This is a genomic window from Streptomyces cyaneus, assembly GCF_004028635.1.
Taxonomy (GTDB): Bacteria; Actinomycetota; Actinomycetes; order Streptomycetales; family Streptomycetaceae; genus Streptomyces; species Streptomyces cyaneus.
The window spans coordinates 347,554-369,946 of sequence record NZ_RQJW01000006.1; the positions used below are offsets into that span (position 1 = coordinate 347,554).

Consider the following 22,393-nt stretch of genomic DNA (forward strand, 5'->3'; position numbering starts at 1 on the left):
GTAAATATGACCGATTTGCGGGATTGGACGTTGGCGTTTCCGTGAGTGTTGTCCACAGGCTGGGGGCGCGTGGTGGCTGAAGTCGGGCAACCCGGTCAGAATTTGGGCATGGGGGGTACGAAGCGGGCTTCGCCCGACGGGTGCGGCCTACGCGACCGATGAGCGGGAGGCAGCGGTGAGGACAGCGACACTGGGGCCGGCGGAGCGCGCCGAGTCACTGGCATCAATGGCCGAGCGCGAGCTGGACCTACTGGTCGTGGGCGGCGGCGTCGTGGGCGCGGGCACCGCCCTGGACGCGGCCACTCGCGGACTGTCCACCGGCCTGGTCGAGGCACGTGACTGGGCATCGGGCACATCGAGCAGGTCCAGCAAACTGATCCACGGCGGCCTGCGCTATCTGGAGATGCTCGACTTCGTGCTCGTCCGGGAGGCCTTGAAGGAGCGGGGCCTGCTGCTGGAGAGGCTCGCCCCGCATCTGGTGAAGCCGGTGCCCTTCCTGTACCCACTGCAGCACAAGGGATGGGAGCGCCTGTACGCCGGTTCGGGCGTCGCGCTCTATGACGTCATGTCGATGGCCCGCGGCCACGGGCGCGGCCTGCCCCTGCACCGCCACCTGAGCCGCCGTCACGCCCTACGCGTCGCCCCCGCTCTGAAGAAGGACGCGCTGGTCGGGGCGCTGCAGTACTACGACGCCCAGATGGACGACGCCCGCTATGTGGCCACCCTGGTGCGCACGGCGGCGGCCTACGGCGCCAAGACCGCCAACCGCGCGCGCGTGACCGGGTTTCTGCGTGAGGGCGAGCGCGTCGTCGGGGCCCGGGTGCAGGACGTCGAGGCGGGCGGGGAGTACGAGATCCGCGCCAAGCAGATCGTCAACGCGACCGGTGTGTGGACCGACGACACCCAGTCGATGGTGGGGGAGCGCGGACAGTTCCACGTACGCGCCTCCAAGGGCATCCATCTGGTCGTACCCAAGGACCGCATCCACTCCTCGACCGGGCTGATCCTGCGCACGGAGAAGTCCGTGCTGTTCGTCATCCCCTGGGGCCGGCACTGGATCGTCGGCACCACCGACACCGACTGGGACCTCGACAAGGCCCACCCGGCCGCATCCAGCGCGGACATCGACTACCTGCTGGAACACGTGAACTCGGTGCTCGCGGTGCCGCTGACCCGGGACGACGTGGAGGGCGTGTACGCCGGACTGCGGCCCCTGCTCGCCGGCGAGTCGGACGCCACCAGCAAGCTGTCGCGCGAGCACACCGTGGCGCACCCCGTGCCCGGGCTGGTCGTCGTGGCCGGCGGCAAGTACACGACGTACCGGGTGATGGCCAAGGATGCGGTGGACGCTGCCGTGCACGGTCTCGACATGCGGGTCGCCGAGTGCGTGACGGAGGACATTCCGCTGCTGGGCGCCGAGGGATACCGGGCGCTGTGGAACGCGCGGGCGCGGATCGCGGCGCGGACGGGGCTTCATGTGGTGCGGGTGGAGCACCTGTTGAACCGGTACGGATCGCTGGCGGAGGAGGTGCTCGAACTCATCGCCGCCAATCCCACCCTCGGTGAACCCCTGCAGTCCGCCGACGACTATCTGCGCGCCGAGATCGTCTACGCCGCCTCGCACGAGGGGGCGCGGCATCTGGATGACGTGCTGACGCGGCGGACCCGCATCTCGATCGAGACGTTCGACCGCGGGTCGCGGTGCGCGCGCGAGGCCGCCGAACTGATGGCGCCGGTGCTGGGCTGGGACAAGGACCATATCGACCGCGAGATCGAGCACTACCAGAAGCGGGTGGAGGCCGAGCGGGAGTCGCAGCGGCAGCCGGACGACCTGACGGCGGACGCGGCGCGATTGGGGGCGCCGGACATCGTGCCGTTGTAGTGCACCGTATGCGACAGAACGTCACTCGAACGGGTGGCTGGAGCTGGGATCTCTGCTCGAACCTCGGCCGTTCTACCAGGTGCGAGGGCAGAACTCGGCGGCGAGCAGCCGGGGTTCGAGACCGGGATCTGCGATCGCCGTCGTGTTCACCCGGAATGTGAGGACGCGACGACCGCCGACGGTGGCCGCGGAGCGCACGTAGCTGCCGGAGATGCGCCCGTTGTGCCCCCATACGACGGTGCCGCACGGCAGTTTCACGGGAAAGAGCCCCATGCCGTACGAGCCATGTGCGGCACGGGTGTCGAGCATCTCGCGCAGCCGGCGCGGGGGCAGCAGCCGGCCGCCGAGCAGTGCGGCGTAGAAGCGGTCGAGGTCGGCGAGCGTGGTCACCAGCTCGCCCGCGGCGCCGGCCACCCGCGGGTCGAGCTCGGTGACGTCGGTCCCGTCGGTGGCGTAGGCGCGGCCGTGCGGGGAGGGAAGAGAGGTGCGGGATCCAGGGAAGGAGGTGCCGGTCAGACCCAGCGGAGCGACGATGCGTCGCTCGGCCTCGGTGGCGTAGGAGCGGCCGGTGACGTGCTCGATGACCAGGCCGAGCAGGACGTAGTTGGTGTTCGAGTAGGAGAAGCTGCCGCGGTCGGCAGGGGGGTGGGTGAGTGCGATGCGTACGGCCTGAAGCGGCGTGACGGGGACGGTGCCCCCGGTCTCGGCGGTGAAGTCGTACAGGCCGCTGGTGTGGGTCAGCAGGGAACGAAGGGTCAGCGCGCGACCGTCGTTGCCCGCCCCGCGCACCAGACCAGGCAGATGCCGCTCCACCGTGTCGGACAGGGACAGCCGTCGCTCGCCGGCCAGTTGAAGGACGACCGTCGCGATGAAGGTCTTGGTGACGCTGCCGGCGCGGAAATGGTCGGTGGGGGCGATGCCCGGACCGGTCTGGGCGTAGCGGGTGCCGGTCTCCTCATGGGCCAGCAGGGCCGTGGCGGGGGCCTTGCCCTCGGTGACGAGCAATGGAAGGAGGGCGCCGGTCGCCCATACCGGGGGCGCCGAGGAGGCGATGGGAGCCAGACCGAGGAGCGCAACGGACACCAGACCGAGGAGGGCCAGGGACACAGGAATGCCCAGTAGTGTCCGAAACGGCGGCATCGTCGGTCGCGCCATGCGGGGTTCCTTTCCTTGTCGCGGCTCATCATGCCGGGCGGCGGAATGTTCGATTCAGCTGGGCTCGGGTCCGCCGTGGCCGGGAGGTGCGGGCCGTGTGGTGGCGTGGCGATGTGACGGGCACCCTGGGCGTTGGGCACTTGTCGGGTGAGAGACAATGGAGCCTCTGTCAGGGCGGGTTGTATGAGGGGACGCATGTCGGAGGCGGAGCGGGCGGGGACATCTCGTCAGGACACTCGTCAGGACAACCGCGAGCGTCTCCTCGCGGGGCGGTACCGGCTGGGCGATGTGCTCGGCCGGGGCGGCATGGGCACGGTGTGGCGAGCCGAGGACGAGACCCTGGGGCGGACGGTCGCCGTCAAGGAGCTGCGGTTCCCGTCGAACATCGACGAGGAGGAGAAGCGGCGGCTGATCACACGCACGTTGCGTGAGGCCAAGGCGATCGCCCGGATCCGCAACAACAGTGCGGTGACGGTGTTCGACGTGGTCGAAGAGGACGACCGGCCGTGGATCGTGATGGAACTCGTCGAGGGCAAGTCGCTCGCCGAGGTCATCCGCGAGGACGGCCTGCTCGAGCCGAAGCGGGCGGCCGAGGTGGGCCTGGCGATCCTCGACGTGCTGCGGTCCGCGCACCGCGAGGGCATCCTGCACCGGGACGTCAAGCCGTCCAACGTCCTGCTGGAGTCCGACACCGACCGCGTCGTGCTCACCGACTTCGGCATCGCCCAGGTCGAGGGCGACCCGTCCATCACCTCGACCGGCATGCTCGTCGGCGCGCCCTCCTACATCTCCCCGGAACGGGCCCGCGGCCACAAGCCGGGCCCGGCGGCCGACCTGTGGTCGCTGGGCGGGCTGTTGTACGCGTCGGTCGAGGGCGTGCCGCCGTACGACAAGGGCTCCGCGATCGCGACTCTCACGGCGGTGATGACCGAGCCGCTGGAGGAGCCGAAGAACGCGGGGCCGTTGAAGGACGTCATCTACGGCCTGCTCACCAAGGACCCCGCCAAGAGGCTCGACGACGCCGGTGCGCGGGCGATGCTCAACGCCGTCATCCACGCGCCCGAGCCCAAGGACGAGCCGGAGCCGGCGCTGGACGCGACGAGGGTCGTGCCGTTGCCGCCGCAGCCGGACGCGCCTGCGGACAAGGGCCGTTCGGGTGCCGGGTCCGGGTCTGGGGGCAAGCGGGGCGAGGAGGCCGGGGAGCGGTTGCGCGGGGCGCTGCGTTCCGTGCGGAAGGCCGCGGTGAGTGCCGGCGCGGCTGGGTCGGCGGCTGCGGCGCGTGGCAAGTCCGGGAGTGAGAAGGCTGCCTCGGGGTCCGGTGGCGGCGCGGCCGGGGGTTCGTCCGCGGGAGCGGGCGCGGCCGGGGCGTCGTCGTCGGCGGCGGCAGGGAGTTCGGGCCGGACTTCCGGGGGCAAGGACGCAGCGGCGGCCGGCTCTGCTGTCGGGGCTGACGTCGGCGCCGATACCAACGCTGGTACCAACACTGGTGTCGGTGACAAGGCCGGTTCCGGTGCCGGTGAGCGGGATGCTCGGACCGCGAACGGGCAGAGTGGCGGCGGCCGGAGTTCGGGGTGGCCCGTGGTGCCGCCGCCGGATCTGCCGCCGCGGCCCGTGCCGAGGGCGCCGCTGACCGATGTGGTGCCGAAGCGGACGCTGGTGATCATCGCGGTGGTCGTGGTGCTGGCCGTGATCGGAGTGGTGCTGGCCTTCGTGCTCGACGGGGACGGCGACGGGTCCAAGGCGTCCGCGAGCGGGGGCAAGGCCAAAGCCTCCGCCAGCGCGAGTGCCGACACCAAGCAGGACGAGAAGGACAGCACCCGTACGGACGGTGAGGCGACCGCGTCCGCCGACTCCGGTGCGGGGACGGGATCCGGCAAGGAGACCGGGAGTACGCCGAGCGCCGGGACGAGCGCGACCGGCGGGAGCGGTGCCGAGGCGGGATCCGGGAGCGACAGCGGGGCCGCGTCGACCCACAAGGGGGGCCAGGGGTACTCGATCGGGCTGCCCAAGGGGTGGAAGTTCCAGTCCACGGGGTCGGCCGGGGACCGGTTCACCGGGCCCGACGGGCAGAAGCTGCTCGTCGCCTGGACGTCCACGCCGAAGGACGACCCGGTGGCGGACTGGAAGAACCAGGAGCGGGGCATGGTGCGCTCGCAGTACAAGAGGATCCGCATAGAGGCGGTGGACTACCGCGGCTGGAACACGGCCGACTGGGAGTTCACCTATGCCGAGGGCGGGACGAAGTACCGGACGATCGACCGTGGCTTCGTCGTGAACGACCATCTCGGATATGCGCTGATGTACACCGCGAAAGCCGGTAATTGGGACGGCAACCTCCGCAAGGAGACATGGCGGACGCTGACGAACACGTTCGAGCGGAAGTCGTGACGTGAGCGGCTCTCGGTTCGGGGCCGCGGCGGGCAGGGTTGAGCGGTGAGATACAGCAACCCCTCTTTGCGGGTTGCCTCCGGCACGTATCGTGAATGCTTGCGGACCGTACGCATCCAGTCGTGCGTCCGGAACGGGACGCAAGGCGAGCGGAATTGACCAACCGGGCGGCCGGGGGAGGCAACGTGGACGACTACGCGGGTCGGGTGCTCGCCGACCGCTACCGCCTGCCGCTGCCGCCCTCCGACGAGTACGAGCTCACCGAGACCCGGGCCTTCGACACCTACAGCGGACAGGAAGTCCTCGTCCGGCAGGTGCCGTTGCCGGAGGTCGTCGAGGCGGAGGTGCTCGACGCCGAGGGTCTGCCCGACGGGTTCACCGCCCGGGATACGCGGGAGCGTGGGGCGGGGCGCCGGACCTCGACGCGGTCGAGTGCGCGCCGGCCCAGCGATCCCGCCGTCCGGCGGGCGGTCGAGGCGGCGCAGGCCGCGGCGCGGATCCCCGACCATCCTCGGCTGGACCAGGTCTTCGACGTGTTCGCCGAGGGCGGTTCGCTGTGGATAGTGAGCGAGTTCGTGGCCGCGCGTCCGTTGGCGGCGTTGCTGGCCGAGCAACCGCTGACGCCGTATCGGGCGGCCGAAGTCGCCTCCGACGTCCTCATGGCGCTGCGGGTGCTGCACGCGCATGGCTGGGTCCACCGGAACATCACCGCCCGTACCGTGCTCGTCTGCGACGACGGCCGGGTGATGCTGACCGGGCTCGCGGTCGGGGCCGCGGAGGAGGCGCTGTGCGGGTATGACCCGGTGCCGGTCGAGGACGGTGACGGGAGTGGGGGCGGCGGGACTGCGGCGTTCGGTGGCGGGCCCGGCCCTGGTGGCGTGGATCCCGAGGCTGCCCGACGTGCCGCGATAGAGGCGCGGGCGGCCGGGGGATTGCCGGTTCCCCGAGACGGTGCGGCGAGCGGCGCGGGGGCGCCCGGCGTCGGTGGTGCCGGTGCCGGTGGTGCGGATCCCGAGGCTGCTCGGCGTGCCGCGATCGAGGCGCGGGTGGCCGAGGGGCTGTCGGCGCCCGGGGGTGACGCCGGTGACGGGACAGGGGTTTCCGGTGCGGCATCGCGCGGCGGCTTCGAAACCGGTGGGGACATCAGGGCCGCGCGGGCCGGAGCGATCGCCGCGTATCGGGCGGGAGCCCGTGCCGCCGCCCGGGTGCAGGAGTCGCAGCAGAACGGGCGGGCCGCACTGCCCGGCGCCCGCCAGACGCCCGAAGGCGGCCCCGCCGCCCAAGTCAACGGCTCGACGCAGCAGCCGTACCCCGACGGCAACGGCAGCACCACGCCGCCCGGCCGGATTGCCGACCCGTACGGCGCGCAGACCACGCCCTGGTACGGCGCCACGCCCCGAAGCGGGGCCGAGGGCGCACCGGCGGCCGACGACGGTCGCGCGCCCGCACCGGGCGTCGACGGGTTCCCTGCCGGCGGCATTCCCGCTCCCGACTTCAGCGGCACCACAAGCATCCCTGCCCTGGGCATCCCCGCCCCCGGTGGCCCCTCCACCGCGGCCGGCCCCACCTCACCGCCCTCCGTCAACTCCCCTCATCCGCCGACCCGTTGGGGCGACTTGGTAGCCGGCGCCCCCGCTCGCCGTGGACCCACCACCGCGCTCGGCGCGGAGCGGGCCCGGCAGGCTCGGATGGCTGTGGTGGGGCCCGTGACCGAGCGGTGGGCGCCGGAGCAGGCCGGGCCCGTGCATGAGAACTGGCAGCTCGCCGCGCCGATCGGGCCCGCGACCGACCTGTGGGCGTTGGGGGCGCTGCTCTTCCGGGCCGTTCAGGGGCATGCGCCGTATCCGGAGGAGTCGACGGCCGAGCTGGTGCAGATGGTGTGCGCGGAGCCGCCCGCCTACGCCGAGGAGTGCGGGCCGCTCAGGCCGGTCGTGGAGTCGCTGCTGCGTCAGGACCCCACCGAGCGCCTCGACTTCGAGGAGCTGCGGGGCTGGCTGCGCTCGCTGGTGCGGTCCGCGCCCGAGCCGGAGGCCGGCGCGCATGTCGTCGCCGCTCCGCCGGTCGACCCCAACCGGCTGCCGATCGTGCGGCGCCGGGGCGAGCTGGTGCGCCGACGGCGGGCCGGGCTGCCCGCGCATCACGGGCGACACAAGCGGGCCAAGCAGGAGACGGCGTCACCGCGCCGGCTCGGGCGTACGTTGCTGCTGCTCGTGATGCTGGGCATGGCCGCGGCGATCGCGTACGCCATGCTGTTCATGCCGAAGGCCGACAGCGGCAACGGCAACGGCGGTACGGCCGACGCCGATCGCACCGGAGCCGCGAGCGGGGCCACTCAGGCGGCGCCCGAGCAGTCGGCCGACGCGAGCAGTGAGCCGCGGCCCGACCAGACCTCCCCGGAGTCCGGCAACAGCCCCTCGGAGTCGGCCGGTTCCACCGAGGCACAGACCAACGGCCCCGAAGTCCCCGACGGTTTCACCCTGCGCAAGGACGCGGCCGGCTTCCGGATCGCCGTGGCCAACGGCTGGAACCGCACACCGGAGAACGGGCGCGGGCAGGTCGTGTACTCGCACGGCGAGTTCGACCTCATCGTCGTACCGGGCCGGGACACCGCGGACGAGTACGGCAGTGATCCCATGGTCTACCAGCGGGAGCACGAGCGTGAGTTGCAGCCGTACCGGGACTCCAGCTGGGCCTCCTCCGGCGGGCTGAAGACCATCCGGGTCGGCGACCGGACGATGGCCGAGGGGCAGTTCACCTGGACCGACGACCAGGGGCGTGAGCTGTTCGTGCGGAACGTCGCGATCCTGATCGGCGGGCGGTACCACGTGGTGCAGTTGCGCGGCCCGGAGGCCGAGCGGGACGAGGTGACGCGGCTGTTCGAGCAGGCGTCGGCGACCTATCAGGCCACCGGCTGAAGGCCGGGTCACCCGCTGAATCCGCCTGTCGACCCTGCGTGAGGGTTGAGTCGCGTTCCCGAAAGCGACAACCATCACAGTGCGGTCTCCTTGGCACCCCCGCGGTTCCCGTCCCCTCGGCCGGTCCCTAATCTGAGCCTGTCAAGAGCATTGCGGGGCAACGTGAATCAGATGCAGGGCCAGCTCGTTTCGGGGCGCTACCGGCTCGCCGAGGCGATCGGCAGCGGCGGTATGGGCCGTGTCTGGCGTGCGCATGATGAGGTGCTGCACCGGGCCGTCGCCATCAAGGAGCTGACCGCGGCGCTCTACGTCAACGAGAGCGACCTGGAGCGGCTGCTCGTGCGCACGCGCGCCGAGGCCCGTGCCGCCGCGCGCATCAACCACTCCGCCGTCGTCACCGTGCACGACGTGCTGGAGCACGACGGCCGGCCGTGGATCGTGATGGAGCTGGTCGAGGGGTACTCGCTGGCCGACGCGGTCAAGGAGAGCGGACGTGTCGAGCCGACCGAGGCCGCCCGTATCGGCCTGTGGGTGCTGCGGGCGCTGCGCGCCGCGCACACCGCCGGAGTCCTGCACCGCGACGTCAAGCCCGGCAACGTCCTGATCTCCGAGGACGGCCGCGTCCTGCTGACCGACTTCGGCATCGCCCAGATCGAGGGCGACTCCACCATCACCCGCACCGGCGAGGTCGTCGGCTCGGTCGACTACCTCGCCCCCGAGCGCATCCGCGGCCACGACCCGGGCGCCTCCTCCGACTTGTGGGCTCTCGGCGCGACGCTGTACACGGCGGTGGAGGGACGCTCGCCGTTCCGGCGCACGTCGCCGCTGAGCACCATGCAGGCGGTAGTCGACGAGGAGCCCGCCGAGCCGCAACGCGCCGGCCCGCTCGGGCCCGTGATCGCCGCCCTGCTGCGCAAGGATCCGGCCACCCGGCCCGACGCGGCCGAGGCTGAGCAGATGCTGGCCGAGGCGGCGGAGGGGCGACGGCCGAGCACGGCGCAGGCATACGTCCCGACGCAGCACACGCGGTACGAGCCGGAGGTGCGCACGGGGGGCGCAGACAGCGGGGCGGCCGTGAGTGCGGGCGCGGGTGCGGGTGCGAGCTCGGTGGCGGCGACCGGCACGCCGTATCCGCCGTTGACCGGTCAGACTCCGACGGGCACGCCGTATCCGCCGATGACTGGCCAGACCCCGACCGGTACGCCGTACCCGCCGATGAACGGTCAGACCCCGACGGGCACGCCGTATCCGCCGATGAACGGTCCGGCGAGGAGCGGCCCGCCGTACGGCACCGCGGGCACCGGCTCCGCGCCCGTCGGGCCGACCCGGCCTCGCCGTCGGCTGCGCTCGCTCGCTCTTCTCGTCGTGCTCGCCGCGATCGTCGGCGGGGGCACCGCGGTGGTGCTGCAGCAGTGGGGGCCGCAGCGCGATGGCGGTACGTCCGTATCGTCCGCGCCTTCGCCGAGTGCCTCGGCGACGGACGGCCGGCGCCCGGCGGGCGGCGTGCCCGCCGACTGGGAGCGGGTCGAGGACCCCTTCGGGTTCAGCCTGTACCTGCCCAAGGGCTGGGAGCGGAAGGTGGTCGGCAAGGAGGTGGACGGCCTCCAGCAGGTCGACTACTCGCCCGACGGTGGCGAGCACTTCGTCCGCATCGCCGTCGACACCTCACCCGACTTCGCGAACGCCTACGACCACCAGCGCGACCTGGAGGACCAGGTGAGGCGGCATCTGGTCGACTACGCGACCGTGTCGCTGAAGAAGAACCTCTACCGCGACCGCGACGGCTCCCTGTGGGAGTACACCTGGAACGCGCTGGCCAAGGACACGCCCTTCCCCGGGCCGCGCCGCGCCATCGACCAGGCGTACATCGACCGGGAGGGCACGGAGTACGCGATCTACATGTCCTCGCCCGAGACGGACTGGGCGGCCACGCGCAAGCAGTTCACGGCGGTGCTGAAGGGCTGGCAGCCGGGCGGCTCCTGAGGCTCTTTGCCGCGTTGCGGAGGCTTTGCGGCTTTGCATAGTTGGCTGATCGGCGCCCCGGAGTCGATCAGTCCGGTGCGGCATGATGGGGCGTATGGGGACCGAGGGCGCCAATTTCCGTGTGATCGCGGGGCGTTACCGCCTTGAGGAGACGCTCGGTCGCGGCGGCATGGGCGTCGTTTGGCGGGCGACCGACCAACTGCTCGGCCGGCAGGTGGCCGTCAAGGAGCTCCCCCTCGACGAGACGCTCTCCGCGGCCGAGGCCCGGCGGCAGCGCGAGCGCACACTGCGCGAGGCCCAGGCGGTGGCGCAGTTGAGCCACCCGCACGTCATCGTCGTCCATGACATCCTCGAGCACGACGAGCGCCCGTACATCGTCATGGAGTTGGTCGACGGGGACTCCCTCGCCGACCGCATCGCGGCGCACGGGCCCGTCGACGCGTTCGAGGCCGCCCGGATCGGCGTCGACCTGCTGAGCGCACTGAGCACGGCTCACGCCGCCGGGGTTCTGCACCGTGACATCACGCCGGCCAACGTGCTCATCGAGGACGGCACCGACCGTGTCGTCCTCACCGACTTCGGAATCGCCCAGGTGCCGGGCACTTCCACGCTCACCGAGTCCGGGTCCTTCGTCGGCTCGCCGGAGTACACCGCGCCCGAGCGGATGTCCGGGGCCAGGACCGGTCCCGCGGCCGACCTGTGGTCGGTGGGTGCGCTCCTGTGCGCGGCGCTGAGCGGCGAATCACCGTTCCGGCGCGACTCGTTGAGCGGCATCGTGCTCGCCGTGGTGTCCGACGAGATTCGTCCGCCCGCGCAGGCGGGGCCGATCCTGCCCGTCGTACAGGGGCTGCTGGAGCGGGATCCGGGGCTGCGGTTGGACGCGGCGGGGGCGGAGCGGATGCTGCGGGAGTTCCTGGAGACGGGGCTCGCGCCTGCGCCTGTGGCCATGGCTGTGCCGGAACGGTTCGGCGGTGCGGAGCGCCGGTACTCCACGCGCAGCGTGCTGGCCACCGCGATGCTGGTCGCTGCGATGGCGGTGGCGGGCGTGTCGGCGGCGGCGCTGCTGGCGAACGGGGGCGGGGACGGGGGTGTGGTGCCGACCAGTTCGGCCCCCAAGGCCTCGGTGAGGCCGTCCGGTACGGCAGGTTCGTCCGGTGGGGCCAGTGTGTCTCCCTCGCCCAGTACGTCTCCCTCGCCCAGTACGTCTCCCTCCTCGAATACGTCTCCCTCACCGGGCACTCCGACTCTGTCCCCCACCAACTCCGAATAAAGGGGAGATAAGTGGCGACCTGAGTCACGGCTCTGTGACCGGAAAGCATTCCCGCTGGATGCCGAAGCGCTTGCCGCGATATTGATGGACCATGAGCAACAACGGGGGAGTCCCTTACCGGTCCGACGAGCCGACGAGTTTCGAACTGCAACCGCCGCAGCCGAACCCGCCGGGGCCTGTTCCCCACCCCGACAACCCGTACGCGGCGCCCACTCGGGCCGTACCGCAACAGTCGGTACCGCAACAGTCCGTGCCCGGTCGGCCCGCCGCGCCCGCCGACCAGCCCACCGACCCGGACCCCGGAACCGGCCGGCTGATCGCGGGCCGATACCGGCTGCTCGCCAAGCTCGGGCACGGCGGCATGGGTACGGTCTGGCGGGCCAAGGACGAGACGGTGGACCGCGAGGTCGCCGTCAAGGAGCCCCGCATACCGGATCACCTTCCCGAGCGCGAACGTGCGAATGCCTTCGAGCGGATGCGCCGCGAGGCACGCGCCGCGGCCCGGCTCGATCATCCGGCGGTCGTGAACGTGCATGACGTCGCCGTCGTGGACGGCCAGCCGTGGATCGTGATGGAGCTGGTGCAGGGCCGTTCGCTGGGCGCCGCGTTGCAGGAGGGCACGCTCGGGGCCCGGGATGCGGCGAGAATCGGCCTCGAAGTGCTCGGCGCGCTGGAGGCCGCCCACGCGGCGGGCATCCTGCACCGGGACGTCAAGCCGGACAACGTCCTCCTCGGCCGCCATGACCGCGTCGTCCTCACCGACTTCGGCATCGCCCAGATCGAGGGCGAGACCAATCTGACCGACACGGGCGGCTTCGTCGGCTCGCCCGAGTACATCGCGCCCGAGCGGGTGCTGGGCCAGCGGCCGGGACCGGCGAGCGACCTGTGGTCCCTGGGTGTCGTCCTGTACGCGGCGGCGGAAGGCGTCTCGCCGTTCCGCCGCAGCAACACCGCGGCGACCCTCCAGTCGGTCCTCAACGCCACGCCCGCGCCGCCCGCTTCGGCCCAGGGCCCGCTCGCCGAGGTCATCAACGGCCTGCTCCAGAAGGACCCGGCGCGCCGCCCGAACGCCGCGCAGACGCGTGCGCTGCTGGAACAGGCGGCCAACCCGCCTGAGCCGGTCGCCACGCAGATCGTGCGGATCGCCGACGGTGGCAAGGGCGGCATCCGGCTGGGGCGCAAGGCGCTGCTCGGGCTCGGTGCGGCGGTCGTCGCGGCCGCGGTGGCGGCGTACCTGGTGATCGCCGACCCGTTCGCGGGGCCGCTGCCGGACCACTGGAAGACCCGCCAGGAGAAGGCCCTCGCCGCGACCCTCGCGGTGCCCGACGGCTACAAGCGGGGTGTGCCCGAGGACACGGACGACGACCACTGGGTCACGTACACCGACGCGAGCGGCGCCATCTCGATCGGCTTGAGGCTGGACAAGAAGGCCGAGGACACGAGCAGCACCATCGCGGGCTCCGCGGCCGCCGAGATGTACGACGACGACGGCGACTTCAAGCAGAGCGGCTCCTACGAGGCCAGCATGCCGGCGAACCCGAAGACGGATCCCCAGCAGACCACTTACCAAGGCAAGAAGTCCGCCGAGAACACGGTCGTCTACACCACCACCGACACCCAGAACCCCCGCCCCCGCGAAATGCGGATCTTCTACTACAAGACCTCTGCCGGCGACATGTACAAGCTCACCGTCAGCTACCCGGGCGCGGGCGACTTCGTGGAGCGTGGACGCGAGGTGGCGCAGACGACCATCGCGAACCTGGACCTCGACAAGCTCTGAACTGGCGAAGTGCCCGCCCCGCAAGGTAGTCATGAGACATGACCAACGACGGGGACGGCACTGGCCACAAGGAGCGTGTGATCGGCGGGCGTTACCGCCTCGTCGAGCGCATCGGCTCCGGCGGCATGGGCACCGTCTGGCGGGCGCTCGACGAACTGGTGGAGCGCGAAGTCGCCGTCAAGCAGCCGAGGTTGCCCGGCGACCCCGAGGACGCGGCCCATCAGCGGGCCGCCCACCGGCTCTACCGTGAGGCCCGCGCCGCCGCCCGCGTCGACCACCCGGCCGCCGTCGCCATCCACGACGTCGTCGTCGAGGACGGACTGCCCTGGATCGTCATGGAGTTGATCCGCGGCGAGTCCCTGCACGAGCTCCTCCAGCGCGGCCCGGTGGAGGCGGCCGAGGCCGCCCGCATCGGCGTCGCCGTCCTGGGTGCCCTGCGTGCCGCGCACGCGGTCGGGATCGTCCACCGGGACGTCAAGCCCGCCAACGTGCTCCTCGGCCCCCATCGCCGAGTCGTCCTCACCGACTTCGGCATCGCCCACATCCAGGGCGAGGAATCCCTCACCGTCAGCGGCGAGTTCATCGGCTCCCTGGAGTTCGTCGCCCCCGAGCGGATGTCCGGCACCGGCGCCGGCCCCGCCTCGGACCTGTGGTCGCTGGGCGTGCTCCTGTACGCCGCCGTGGAGGGCTGGTCCCCCTTTCGCCGTACGACACTGGAGTCCACGCTCGCCGCGATCCTCGCCGCCGATCCACCCGAGCCGAAACAGGCGGGGCCGCTGGGGTCGCTGATCGTACGGCTGCTGGAGAAGGATCCCGAGGCAAGGCCCGGCGCGGAGGAGGCCGGGTCGGCGCTGGAGGCGGTGGCGGAGGGCCGGCCGGTGCCGGTTCCCTCCGGGGGTTCGGCAGGGTCGGGGCCGCAGGACGCCTCGGGACTGCGGGAGTTCGCGGAGGATTCGGGGACGGTACGGCTGGGAGGTGCGGCGGCGTCCGAAGCGGCGGGTGAACCGGAGCCCGAGCCACCGGCCAAGGCGATGCCGGAGCCGTCGGCCGAGCCGGCTTCCACGGAGGGGTCCGGGCCGACTGCCACGTCGAGGTCCGAGCCGACTTCCGCATCCGCGTCCGGGCAGACATCCGCATCCGCATCCGCGTCCCCGCCGACCTCCACGTCGCCTTCCGACCCCACGTCCTCGTTCCCGAACGGCAAGGGCCGCTTCCTCCTCCGCCCGATCCCCGTCGCGGTGCTGGGCGTTCTCCTCGTCGGCGGCACCTGGTTCGCCACCTCCTCCTTCCTCGTCGACAAGGGCGACGACCTCAAGGAGATGAACCCCGTCTACACCTCGGCCCCCCTGGCCCCAGCCACCACCCCCACCCCCAGTCCCACCCCCTCCGCCGGCACCTGGATCGAGCACCGGGAGAAGGACATGGACGCCGTCCTCTCCCTCCCCGCCGAATACAAGGAGATGGCGCGGGAAGGCAGCGCCACCGACCCGCCCCGGCTCGTGGTCTACGACATCGGCCTCGTCCAGGTCCGCCTCACCCAGTGGGACAAGGCGCCCCGCCCGTTGCTGGACCAGGCGCAGAACGCGCACGACACCTGGGACATGTACAACCACGACGCGAGCACCCAGTCCACGCGCACCACCTTCAAGGGCTACGACGCCGTCCTCTCCGACACCACCTACGACATGGAGGAGTCCCCGAGCCGTGTGATGCAGCTGTTCGTGGTCACCGGGGACGACCGGATGTACGAGCTGCGCGTCGACATGCCCAAGGGCACGCCCACGGAGAAGAAGGGCACCGCGGTCTTCAAGGGCGCCCGTGACCGACTTGAGATCGGACCCGACTGACCCGCATCTGATCGTCCCTGTGCAACGCCCTGATCAGCGCGTTTGTTGCCAGTGGACACTGGCGTCGTGTGAGCACTCGGTGAATCCGCGTTACCGACGGGTACACAAAGGCCCCGCTCCGGCATACTCTGCGGCTCATGACGGACGCGCAGGCCCCGGCCAAGACCGGCACGAACCCCCTCGCCCCCGCCCCGGAGGGCGCCCGTACCGCCGCCGACGTGGTCACCCCCGAGCTGGTGGCCCAGCTCACCAAGGGCGTGGTCGGCTCCGGTCGCACCGCCAACCACACGCCGTTCACCGGCGAGAAGCTGGCCGACCTGCCCGAATCCACGCCCGAGGATGTGCACAAGGCCTTCGAGGCGGCCCGCACGGCCCAGGCGGTCTGGGCGCAGGTCCCCGTACGGCAGCGTGCCGCCGTCCTGCTCCGCTTCCACGACCTGGTGCTCGCACGCCAGGCCGAGGTCCTCGACCTCATCCAGCTGGAGACCGGCAAGGCCCGTCTGCACGCCCACGAGGAGGTGCAGGCCGTAGCCGTCGCGGCCCGCCATTACGGCCGTAAGGCACCCGCCTACCTCAAGCCGAAGCGGCACGCGGGCGCCATGCCCACGCTGACGAAGGTCACCGAGCTGCGCCACCCGCGCGGTGTCGTCGGCCAGATCGCCCCCTGGAACTACCCCCTGGAGCTGTCGGTCGGCGACGCGCTCCCGGCGTTCGTCGCGGGCAACGCGGTCGTCATGAAGCCGGACACGGAGACCTGCCTGACCGCCCTGTGGGCCCGTGACCTGCTCATAGAGGCCGGTCTGCCCGCCGACGTCTTCCAGGTCGTCCTCGGCGACGGCCCGGTCGTCGGCCCCGAGGTCGTCAGGCACGCCGACTACGTCTCCTTCACCGGCTCCACCCGCACCGGCCGCGAGGTCGCCCAGGGTGCCGCCGCCCGCCTGGTCGGCGTCTCCCTCGAACTCGGCGGCAAGAACGCCATGCTGGTCCTTGAGGACGCGGACATCGAGAAGGCCGCCGCGGGCGCCGTCCGCGCCTGCTTCTCCTCCGCGGGCCAACTGTGCATCTCCATCGAGCGGTTGTACGTCCACGAGTCCGTCGCGGACACCTTCGTCGAGCGCTTCGCCGCCCGCACCAAGGCGATGCGGCTCGGCAAGTCCCTCGCGTACGGCGCGGACATGGGCTCCCTGGTCGGCGAGCGGCAGCTGGAGACGGTCAGCCGGCATGTGGAGGAGGCCGTCGCCAAGGGCGCGAAGCTCGTCGCCGGCGGCACGGCCCGCCCCGACATCGGCCCGTACTTCTTCGAGCCCACCATCCTCGACGGCGTCGAGCCGGAGATGACCGTCTGCTCCGAGGAGACCTTCGGCCCGGTCGTCTCCATCTACCGCTTCAAGACCGAGGACGAGGCGATCGAGCACGCCAACTCCACTCCGTACGGCCTCAACTCGTCGGTCTGGACGAAGGACGGCAGCCGCGGCCGCGCGGTAGCCGCCCGTCTGCGCACCGGCACGGTCAACGTCAACGAGGGTTACGCCCCCGCCTACGGCAGCGTCCAGTCGCCCATGGGCGGCATGAAGGACTCCGGCCTCGGCCGCCGCCACGGCTCCGAGGGCATCCTCAAGTACACGGAGGCCCAGACGGTCGCCCAGCAGCGGCTGCTGCCGATGGCGCCGTCGCTGGGGATGGACGACGAGAAGTACGCGCAGTTCATGAGCCGGAGCCTGAGGTTGATGAAGGCGTTCCGCTTCCGCTAGTCAGCACCACCCGTTCTCAACGAGGAGAGCACGTGTCACAGGAGAAGTCTGTCCAGACCCGGGACGAGGACGGGTACGACTACGACGTCATCGTCGTCGGGTCGGGGTTCGGCGGTTCCGTCACGGCGCTCCGCCTGACCGAGAAGGGCTACCGCGTCGGCGTACTGGAGGCGGGCCGCCGCTGGACCCGCGAGTCCCTCCCGAAGAACTCCTGGGACCTCAGGAACTACCTCTGGGCCCCCAAGCTCGGCATGTACGGCATCCAGCGCATCCACCTGCTGGGCAACGTCATGGTGCTGGCGGGAGCGGGCGTCGGCGGCGGCTCCCTGAACTACGCCAACACCCTCTACGTACCACCGAAGGCCTTCTTCGACGACCCCCAGTGGCGTGACATCACCGACTGGCAGGAGGAGCTCAAGCCGTACTACGACCAGGCCCAGCGCATGCTCGGCGTACGCCTCAACCCGACGATGACCCCCTCCGACGTCCACCTGAAGGCGGCCGCCGAGAAGATGGGCGTCGGCGACAGCTTCCACATGGCGCCGGTCGGCGTCTTCTTCGGCGACGGCAAGGACGCCGAGGGGGCGGCGCGGGCCACGCCGGGTCAGGAGGTGGCCGACCCGTACTTCGGCGGGGCGGGCCCGGCGCGCAAGGCGTGCACCGAGTGCGGCGAGTGCATGACGGGCTGCCGGCACGGTGCGAAGAACACGCTGAACGAGAACTACCTCTACCTGGCCGAGAAGGCGGGCGCGGTGGTCCACCCCCTGACGACGGTCGTGTCGATCACGGACGACTCGCAGGGCGGCTACGCGGTGGCGACCCTGCCGACCGACCGCAGAAAGAAGGGCGAGGGCAGGCTGTTCAAGGCCCGCCGGGTGGTGATCGCGGCCGGTACGTACGGCACCCAGACCCTGCTGCACCGCATGAAGGCGGGCGGCCAACTGCCGTATCTGTCATCCAAGCTGGGCGAGCTGACCCGCACCAATTCCGAGGCCCTGGTCGGCGCGCAGACCGACAACCGGCGCTACCGCAAGGCGACGGGCGAGGCGAAGGTCGACTTCACCCGCGGAGTCGCCATCACGTCGTCCATCCACCCGGACGCCAACACCCACATCGAGCCGGTCCGCTACGGCAAGGGCTCCAACTCGATGGGCGGCCTGTCGATCCTGCAGGTCCCGTACGCGGAGGGCTCCTCGCGTGTCGCCGCCTGGGTCCGCAACGCGGCCCGGCACCCGCTGCTGGTCCTGCGCTCCCTGTCCAACCGCCGCTGGTCGGAGCGGACCATCATCGGCCTGGTGATGCAGTCGCTGGACAACTCGCTGACGACGTATCTGAAGCCGGACGGCGTGGGCAAGGGCCTGCTGACGGCACGCCAGGGCCATGGCTCGCCCAACCCCAAGCAGATCAGGGCGGCTTCGGAGGCCGCCTCGGTGATCGCGGCCGACATCAACGGCTTCGCCGGCTCCAACGTCGGCGAGCTGATGGGCACCCCGCTCACCGCCCACTTCCTCGGCGGCTGCCCGATCGGCGACTCACCCGAGACCGGCGTGATCGACCCGTACCACCGCCTGTACGGCCACCCCGGCATCTCGGTCGTCGACGGAGCGGCGGTCTCGGCCAACCTGGGCGTGAACCCGTCCCTGACGATCACCGCACAGGCCGAGCGGGCGATGTCGTACTGGCCCAACAAGGGCGAGGCCGACCCGCGTCCGGTGCAGGGGGCGGCGTACGAACGCCTGAAGCCGGTCGAGCCGCAGTCACCGGCGGTCCCGGCGGAGGCGTTCGGGGCGTTGCGGTTGCCATTCCTGGGGATGCCGGCGGTGCCGCCGAAGAAGTAGGCCAGGCGGCCGGACGAACAACAAAGAACGGACAACAGAGAAGGACCTGCACCCCCCTCCGAGCGCAGGTCCTTCTCTGTCTTGCGTCGAGCTTTGATGAGGCTCAGGCCTCGGCACCGCTCCGACGACGCTTCATCGCGAACATGACGCCGGCACCGGCGACGATCGCGACGCCACCGATGGTGGCGATGATCGGGAGGTTGGAGCTGGAGCCGGTCTCGGCGAGCGCGCCGTCGACGTCGACGTCGCTGACCTCGGAGATCGGGGCCTGGCCACCGGTCTGCGGCTTGGCGTCGCCCGGGTTACCCGGGTCGGAGCCCGCGGCGAGGATGTCGAAGAAGTAGATCCAGCCGTTCGGGTCGTCGGCGACCCAGCAGCCCTCGGCGTCCGAGTACTGCGCGAAGCCGCCGGTGATGCCGATGGAGTCCGGCACCTTGCCGCTGACATTCAGCCGCAGCTTGAACGAGGTCGACTGGCCGGCGTCGAGCGCGAACGCGGTGAAGGTGGCGCCCTCACCGGCAGCGTCCGCGAGGGTCTGCCAGCTGCCGGTCTCCTTGTTGAAGACCTGGACCTTGATCTGGCCGGAGTAGTCGACGTCGTCCCAGCCGAGCGCCGCGACGCCGATCAGCGGCTTGATGTTCTTGATGTCCTGGTCACCGGAGTTGGAGACGTCGAACGAGAAGTTGGTCCAGCCGCTGCCGGCGACGATCGTCTCGGGCAGGCCCGACAGACCGCTGTGCAGGTCCTCGCTGAGGCCGATGGACTCGTCGTCGGCGTCCTCGCAGTAGTCGACCTCCTCCGGAGCGCTCTCGCTGGCGCTCGGCGACGGGGAGGTGGAGGCCGTGGGCTCGTCGGTGGGCGTCGGCTCTTCGGTGGTCGGCGCGGTCTCGTCTTCGGTGGGCGTCGGCTCTTCGGTGGTCGGCGCGGTCTCGTCCTGGGTGGGCGTCGGCTCTTCGGTGGTCGGCGTGACCTCGTCCTGGGTGGGCGTCGGCTCCTCGACGGTCGGCGTGCTCTCCGACGCCGTCGGCGTCGGGTCGTCCGTGGCGAACGCGGCCGGCGCGGAAAGCAGAGCGATCGGCGCTATGACAGCCGTCGTGGCTGCGGCGGCCAGGGCACGGCGAAGCTTCATGAAGACCTCGAAAGTCCGGAGTGCTGCGACCTCGCAACACGCATATGGCAGGGAGGCCTCCGCGTGTGGGGCGCGGGTGTGGCCGTTGATACGCAGGGTTTGATCGGCGACGGCTGTGAATGGTTGTGCCCTCACTAACAGGTTTCTTATGTGGCCTGCGTCACACGCCAGAGGGGATCTGCTCGGCCGCCCGGAGCCGACGTACGGAGCTGACGTACGCTCAGCCGGCCGACAGCCCGCTGAGAGGAAGCGCACACCGCCGTGACCGACAAGCCGTCCGAAGGGCCCAGACCGGAGTCCACGCCCGACCGTGACTCCGGTGGCTCCTCGTCCCAGCCCGGGGGCTCGTCCATATCGGACGACGCATGGGAGAAGTTCGTCCAGGACGCCGAGCGCGATCACGCCGCCGCCCCGAAGGAACCGTCCGCACGGGCACGAATGGTGGCCGAACGGCTGCGCGCGCTGGACGAGGCGGAGGCCCGCAAGTCGCGCGCCGGACGCCGCTGGGGGAGGAAGAAGGCGCCCGCCGACCCCTGGCAGCCCGAAGGGTGGCGCACCGGCCCCGCCTGGCAGGAGATGAACGACCGCAGCTCGCGCCGGCGGAAGGTCTGGAGCGCCCTCGGCGTGCTGCTCGCCGTCGCGGTCGCCCTGATCGCGCTCAAGCCCTCCGCCGCGCTGTCCTTGCTGCCGGGCGGTTCCGAGGACTCGGCGGGGGCATCCGCTTCGGCGTCACCGCTGGCCCCGGAGACGAGCCGGCCGAGTGACGCGCCCGCCGGCACCGCCGGCCTGCCGACCCGGGAGCAGCCCTTCATCGGCTCCCCGGCCGACCGCTGGGCCGCGGGCGCGGACGCCATAGAGGTGCCGAAGGTGCCCAAGGCCGTCCGCGGGGTCTCCGCCGCGCGGATCACGACGGCGCTGCGCCTGACCAAGGACTTCCTGGTCGCCTCGAACCTCGACCGCGACGTGCTGTACGGCGCCGAACCGAAGAAGGCACTGGCGCTCGTCGACCCTCTGCAGCGGGACTATCTCTCCGACCTGCGGTCCGCCCTGCGCCACCCCACGGTGAAGAACGACCCCACGTGGACCTTCACCCGCTTCGACCCGGACAAGGTCGAACTCGTGGGCACCGAGGTCAGGGTCCGCGGCCGGATGACCGTCGAACCAGGTGACAACGCCGGCCAGGCGCGGATCCGGGCCGACTACACCTTCGTGTATCCGCTGGCCAAGGCCGGTGGCGGCAGCGAGGTCGCCCGTACGATCGTCCGCCGGGTCGTCGAGGTGGACGTCTTGGATCCCGCCAGATACCAGGGAACCGAGGGGCGCATTTGGGTGTACGACCTCGACGGCGAGATCTCCAACGACAACTGCCGGGACGGCGACGGTCTCATCCAGCCGCTGTTCCAGGCCGATCTGTCCGCCAGTCCCGGGCCCTCCGGCACGGTGGTCGACCCGTACGACCGCAGCAGGGAGCTGGAGAGGGCCGAGGGTGAGTGCGGCACCGTCTCGCGCACGTGACGACGTCGTAGTCCGACGGACATGAGAACGGACATGAGAAGGGCCCCGCAGGGCGGAGCCGCGGGGCCCTTCTTTCGTCAGCACCGACGTCAGGGCAGCGTCGGTGCTTGGGAAGCGGCGCCGGGGGGTTGCGCCGCTGGTCCTTGGTCCTGTCGTCGCATCGTGCTGGACGGGCGAGGCCGCCGCAACCGCTCGACCCGGCGTTGTACTCCGTTCCGGCATTTCCGCCGGTCGGCCCCGGGCGTCCCCGGAGCCGACCGTTCTCTTGGGTGACCGGGCTGCTGTCCCCTGCCGTCCGGTCACTTACCTGGAGCGAGGTCCCACGGCGCACGGCATGATCCGTACACCTCATCGCTCCAGCGAGCCACGCGTGGTTCTTTCGGGCCCGCCCCTGGCTGGCACGGACACCGGTACCAACGAAGGGGTCCGGGAGGCGTCACGCGCCGGACGAGTGAGAGGGGGCCCGAACTCAGATGCGACCGCGACACAGTTCGAGGAGCGTCATGGCGAGCGCCGTGCCCGGCTTGCCCAGCGCCTCGCTGTAGTGGTTGAGGATCTCCATCTCGCGGGAGAGGTTCACCCGCCGTCCGCCGGAGGTGATCCGCGCCTCCTGGACCACGGCGGAGACGGCCATCCGTTCCTGGATCAGGCCGATGATCCGGTCGTCGAGCGCGTCGATGCGTTCACGGGCACCGGTGATCACGCCGGCGGCCTCAGCGGTGTGCGCGCCTGTCTTCTCGGTGGCGGTGGTGGTCATTTCGGGGGCTCCTCGCTGGACGGGTGGGCCGCCCCGGAGCGACAGGATCCGGAAACGCCAGACGCCCCGGACCTTGTCGGCCCGGGGCGCCTGGGAAGTCGCTTGTCAGTTGCTCAAGCAGCACGACCATGGCAGCCGGCGGGCCGGGTGCCATAGGTAAAGAGGAAGGTCGGGTGCGTGAGC

13 protein-coding genes are annotated in these 22,393 nt (G+C 71.3%); 10 read left to right on the forward strand and 3 right to left on the reverse strand.

Features of this window, described 5'->3' with window-relative positions:
- Window positions 1–175 precede the first annotated feature (175 nt).
- On the forward strand, window positions 176–1,882 hold the full coding sequence (locus EHO50_RS23810; protein WP_128433192.1) for a glycerol-3-phosphate dehydrogenase/oxidase: 1,707 nt from the start codon (window positions 176–178) through the stop codon (window positions 1,880–1,882).
- Between the two features lie 72 nt (window positions 1,883–1,954).
- Here EHO50_RS23810 and EHO50_RS23815 read toward each other — a convergent pair whose 3' ends face one another.
- A complete protein-coding gene (locus EHO50_RS23815) occupies window positions 1,955–3,022 on the reverse strand; it encodes a serine hydrolase domain-containing protein (RefSeq protein ID WP_128433495.1) in 1,068 nt (355 codons plus the stop codon).
- Between the two features lie 210 nt (window positions 3,023–3,232).
- Here EHO50_RS23815 and EHO50_RS23820 point away from each other — a divergent pair, with 210 nt between their 5' ends.
- From EHO50_RS23820 to EHO50_RS23855, 8 genes are all read left to right on the forward strand, one after another.
- A complete protein-coding gene (locus tag EHO50_RS23820; protein ID WP_128433193.1) occupies window positions 3,233–5,425 on the forward strand; it encodes a serine/threonine-protein kinase in 2,193 nt (730 codons plus the stop codon).
- A 185-nt stretch (window positions 5,426–5,610) separates the two neighbouring features.
- Complete coding sequence (locus EHO50_RS23825; protein ID WP_128433194.1) at window positions 5,611–8,340, forward strand: protein kinase; 2,730 nt, start codon at window positions 5,611–5,613, stop codon at window positions 8,338–8,340.
- Between the two features lie 171 nt (window positions 8,341–8,511).
- A complete protein-coding gene (locus EHO50_RS23830; protein WP_128433195.1) occupies window positions 8,512–10,323 on the forward strand; it encodes a serine/threonine-protein kinase in 1,812 nt (603 codons plus the stop codon).
- 94 nt (window positions 10,324–10,417) lie between these two features.
- Complete coding sequence (locus tag EHO50_RS23835) at window positions 10,418–11,593, forward strand: serine/threonine-protein kinase (RefSeq protein WP_128433196.1); 1,176 nt, start codon at window positions 10,418–10,420, stop codon at window positions 11,591–11,593.
- A gap of 91 nt (window positions 11,594–11,684) precedes the next feature.
- Window positions 11,685–13,373, forward strand: a complete 1,689-nt coding sequence (locus EHO50_RS23840) for a serine/threonine-protein kinase (RefSeq protein WP_128433197.1) — start codon at window positions 11,685–11,687, stop codon at window positions 13,371–13,373.
- Between the two features lie 38 nt (window positions 13,374–13,411).
- Window positions 13,412–15,220, forward strand: a complete 1,809-nt coding sequence (locus tag EHO50_RS23845; RefSeq protein WP_128433198.1) for a serine/threonine-protein kinase — start codon at window positions 13,412–13,414, stop codon at window positions 15,218–15,220.
- Between the two features lie 137 nt (window positions 15,221–15,357).
- Entirely contained in the window at window positions 15,358–16,971 is a 1,614-nt protein-coding gene (locus EHO50_RS23850; RefSeq protein WP_128433199.1) for a succinic semialdehyde dehydrogenase, read from the forward strand.
- A 32-nt stretch (window positions 16,972–17,003) separates the two neighbouring features.
- Window positions 17,004–18,809: a GMC family oxidoreductase N-terminal domain-containing protein gene (locus tag EHO50_RS23855; RefSeq protein ID WP_128433200.1), complete on the forward strand. Its 1,806-nt coding sequence runs from the start codon at window positions 17,004–17,006 to the stop codon at window positions 18,807–18,809.
- A gap of 103 nt (window positions 18,810–18,912) precedes the next feature.
- On the opposite strand, the gene EHO50_RS23860 is transcribed toward EHO50_RS23855, so the two are convergent.
- Window positions 18,913–19,938 (reverse strand): LPXTG cell wall anchor domain-containing protein, encoded by a 1,026-nt coding sequence (locus EHO50_RS23860; protein WP_128433201.1) that lies wholly within the window; start codon window positions 19,936–19,938, stop codon window positions 18,913–18,915.
- A gap of 261 nt (window positions 19,939–20,199) precedes the next feature.
- Here EHO50_RS23860 and EHO50_RS23865 point away from each other — a divergent pair, with 261 nt between their 5' ends.
- Window positions 20,200–21,453, forward strand: coding sequence for a serine/threonine-protein kinase (locus EHO50_RS23865; protein WP_246101365.1), 1,254 nt, complete (start codon window positions 20,200–20,202; stop codon window positions 21,451–21,453).
- A gap of 469 nt (window positions 21,454–21,922) precedes the next feature.
- Here EHO50_RS23865 and EHO50_RS23870 read toward each other — a convergent pair whose 3' ends face one another.
- Entirely contained in the window at window positions 21,923–22,210 is a 288-nt protein-coding gene (locus tag EHO50_RS23870) for a chorismate mutase (RefSeq protein WP_164904922.1), read from the reverse strand.
- Between the last annotated feature and the right edge of the window lie 183 nt (window positions 22,211–22,393).

What these genes read in the sequence shown, in the direction of transcription:
- EHO50_RS23815 (WP_128433495.1), bottom strand. Translation starts at nt 3,022, where the DNA reads ATGCCGCCGTTTCGGACACTACTGGGCATTCCTGTGTCCCTGGCCCTC.
- EHO50_RS23820 (WP_128433193.1), top strand. Translation starts at nt 3,233, where the DNA reads ATGTCGGAGGCGGAGCGGGCGGGGACATCTCGTCAGGACACTCGTCAG.
- EHO50_RS23830 (WP_128433195.1), top strand. Translation starts at nt 8,512, where the DNA reads ATGCAGGGCCAGCTCGTTTCGGGGCGCTACCGGCTCGCCGAGGCGATC.
- EHO50_RS23835 (WP_128433196.1), top strand. Translation starts at nt 10,418, where the DNA reads ATGGGGACCGAGGGCGCCAATTTCCGTGTGATCGCGGGGCGTTACCGC.
- EHO50_RS23840 (WP_128433197.1), top strand. Translation starts at nt 11,685, where the DNA reads ATGAGCAACAACGGGGGAGTCCCTTACCGGTCCGACGAGCCGACGAGT.
- EHO50_RS23845 (WP_128433198.1), top strand. Translation starts at nt 13,412, where the DNA reads ATGACCAACGACGGGGACGGCACTGGCCACAAGGAGCGTGTGATCGGC.
- EHO50_RS23850 (WP_128433199.1), top strand. Translation starts at nt 15,358, where the DNA reads ATGACGGACGCGCAGGCCCCGGCCAAGACCGGCACGAACCCCCTCGCC.
- EHO50_RS23860 (WP_128433201.1), bottom strand. Translation starts at nt 19,938, where the DNA reads ATGAAGCTTCGCCGTGCCCTGGCCGCCGCAGCCACGACGGCTGTCATA.
- EHO50_RS23870 (WP_164904922.1), bottom strand. Translation starts at nt 22,210, where the DNA reads ATGACCACCACCGCCACCGAGAAGACAGGCGCGCACACCGCTGAGGCC.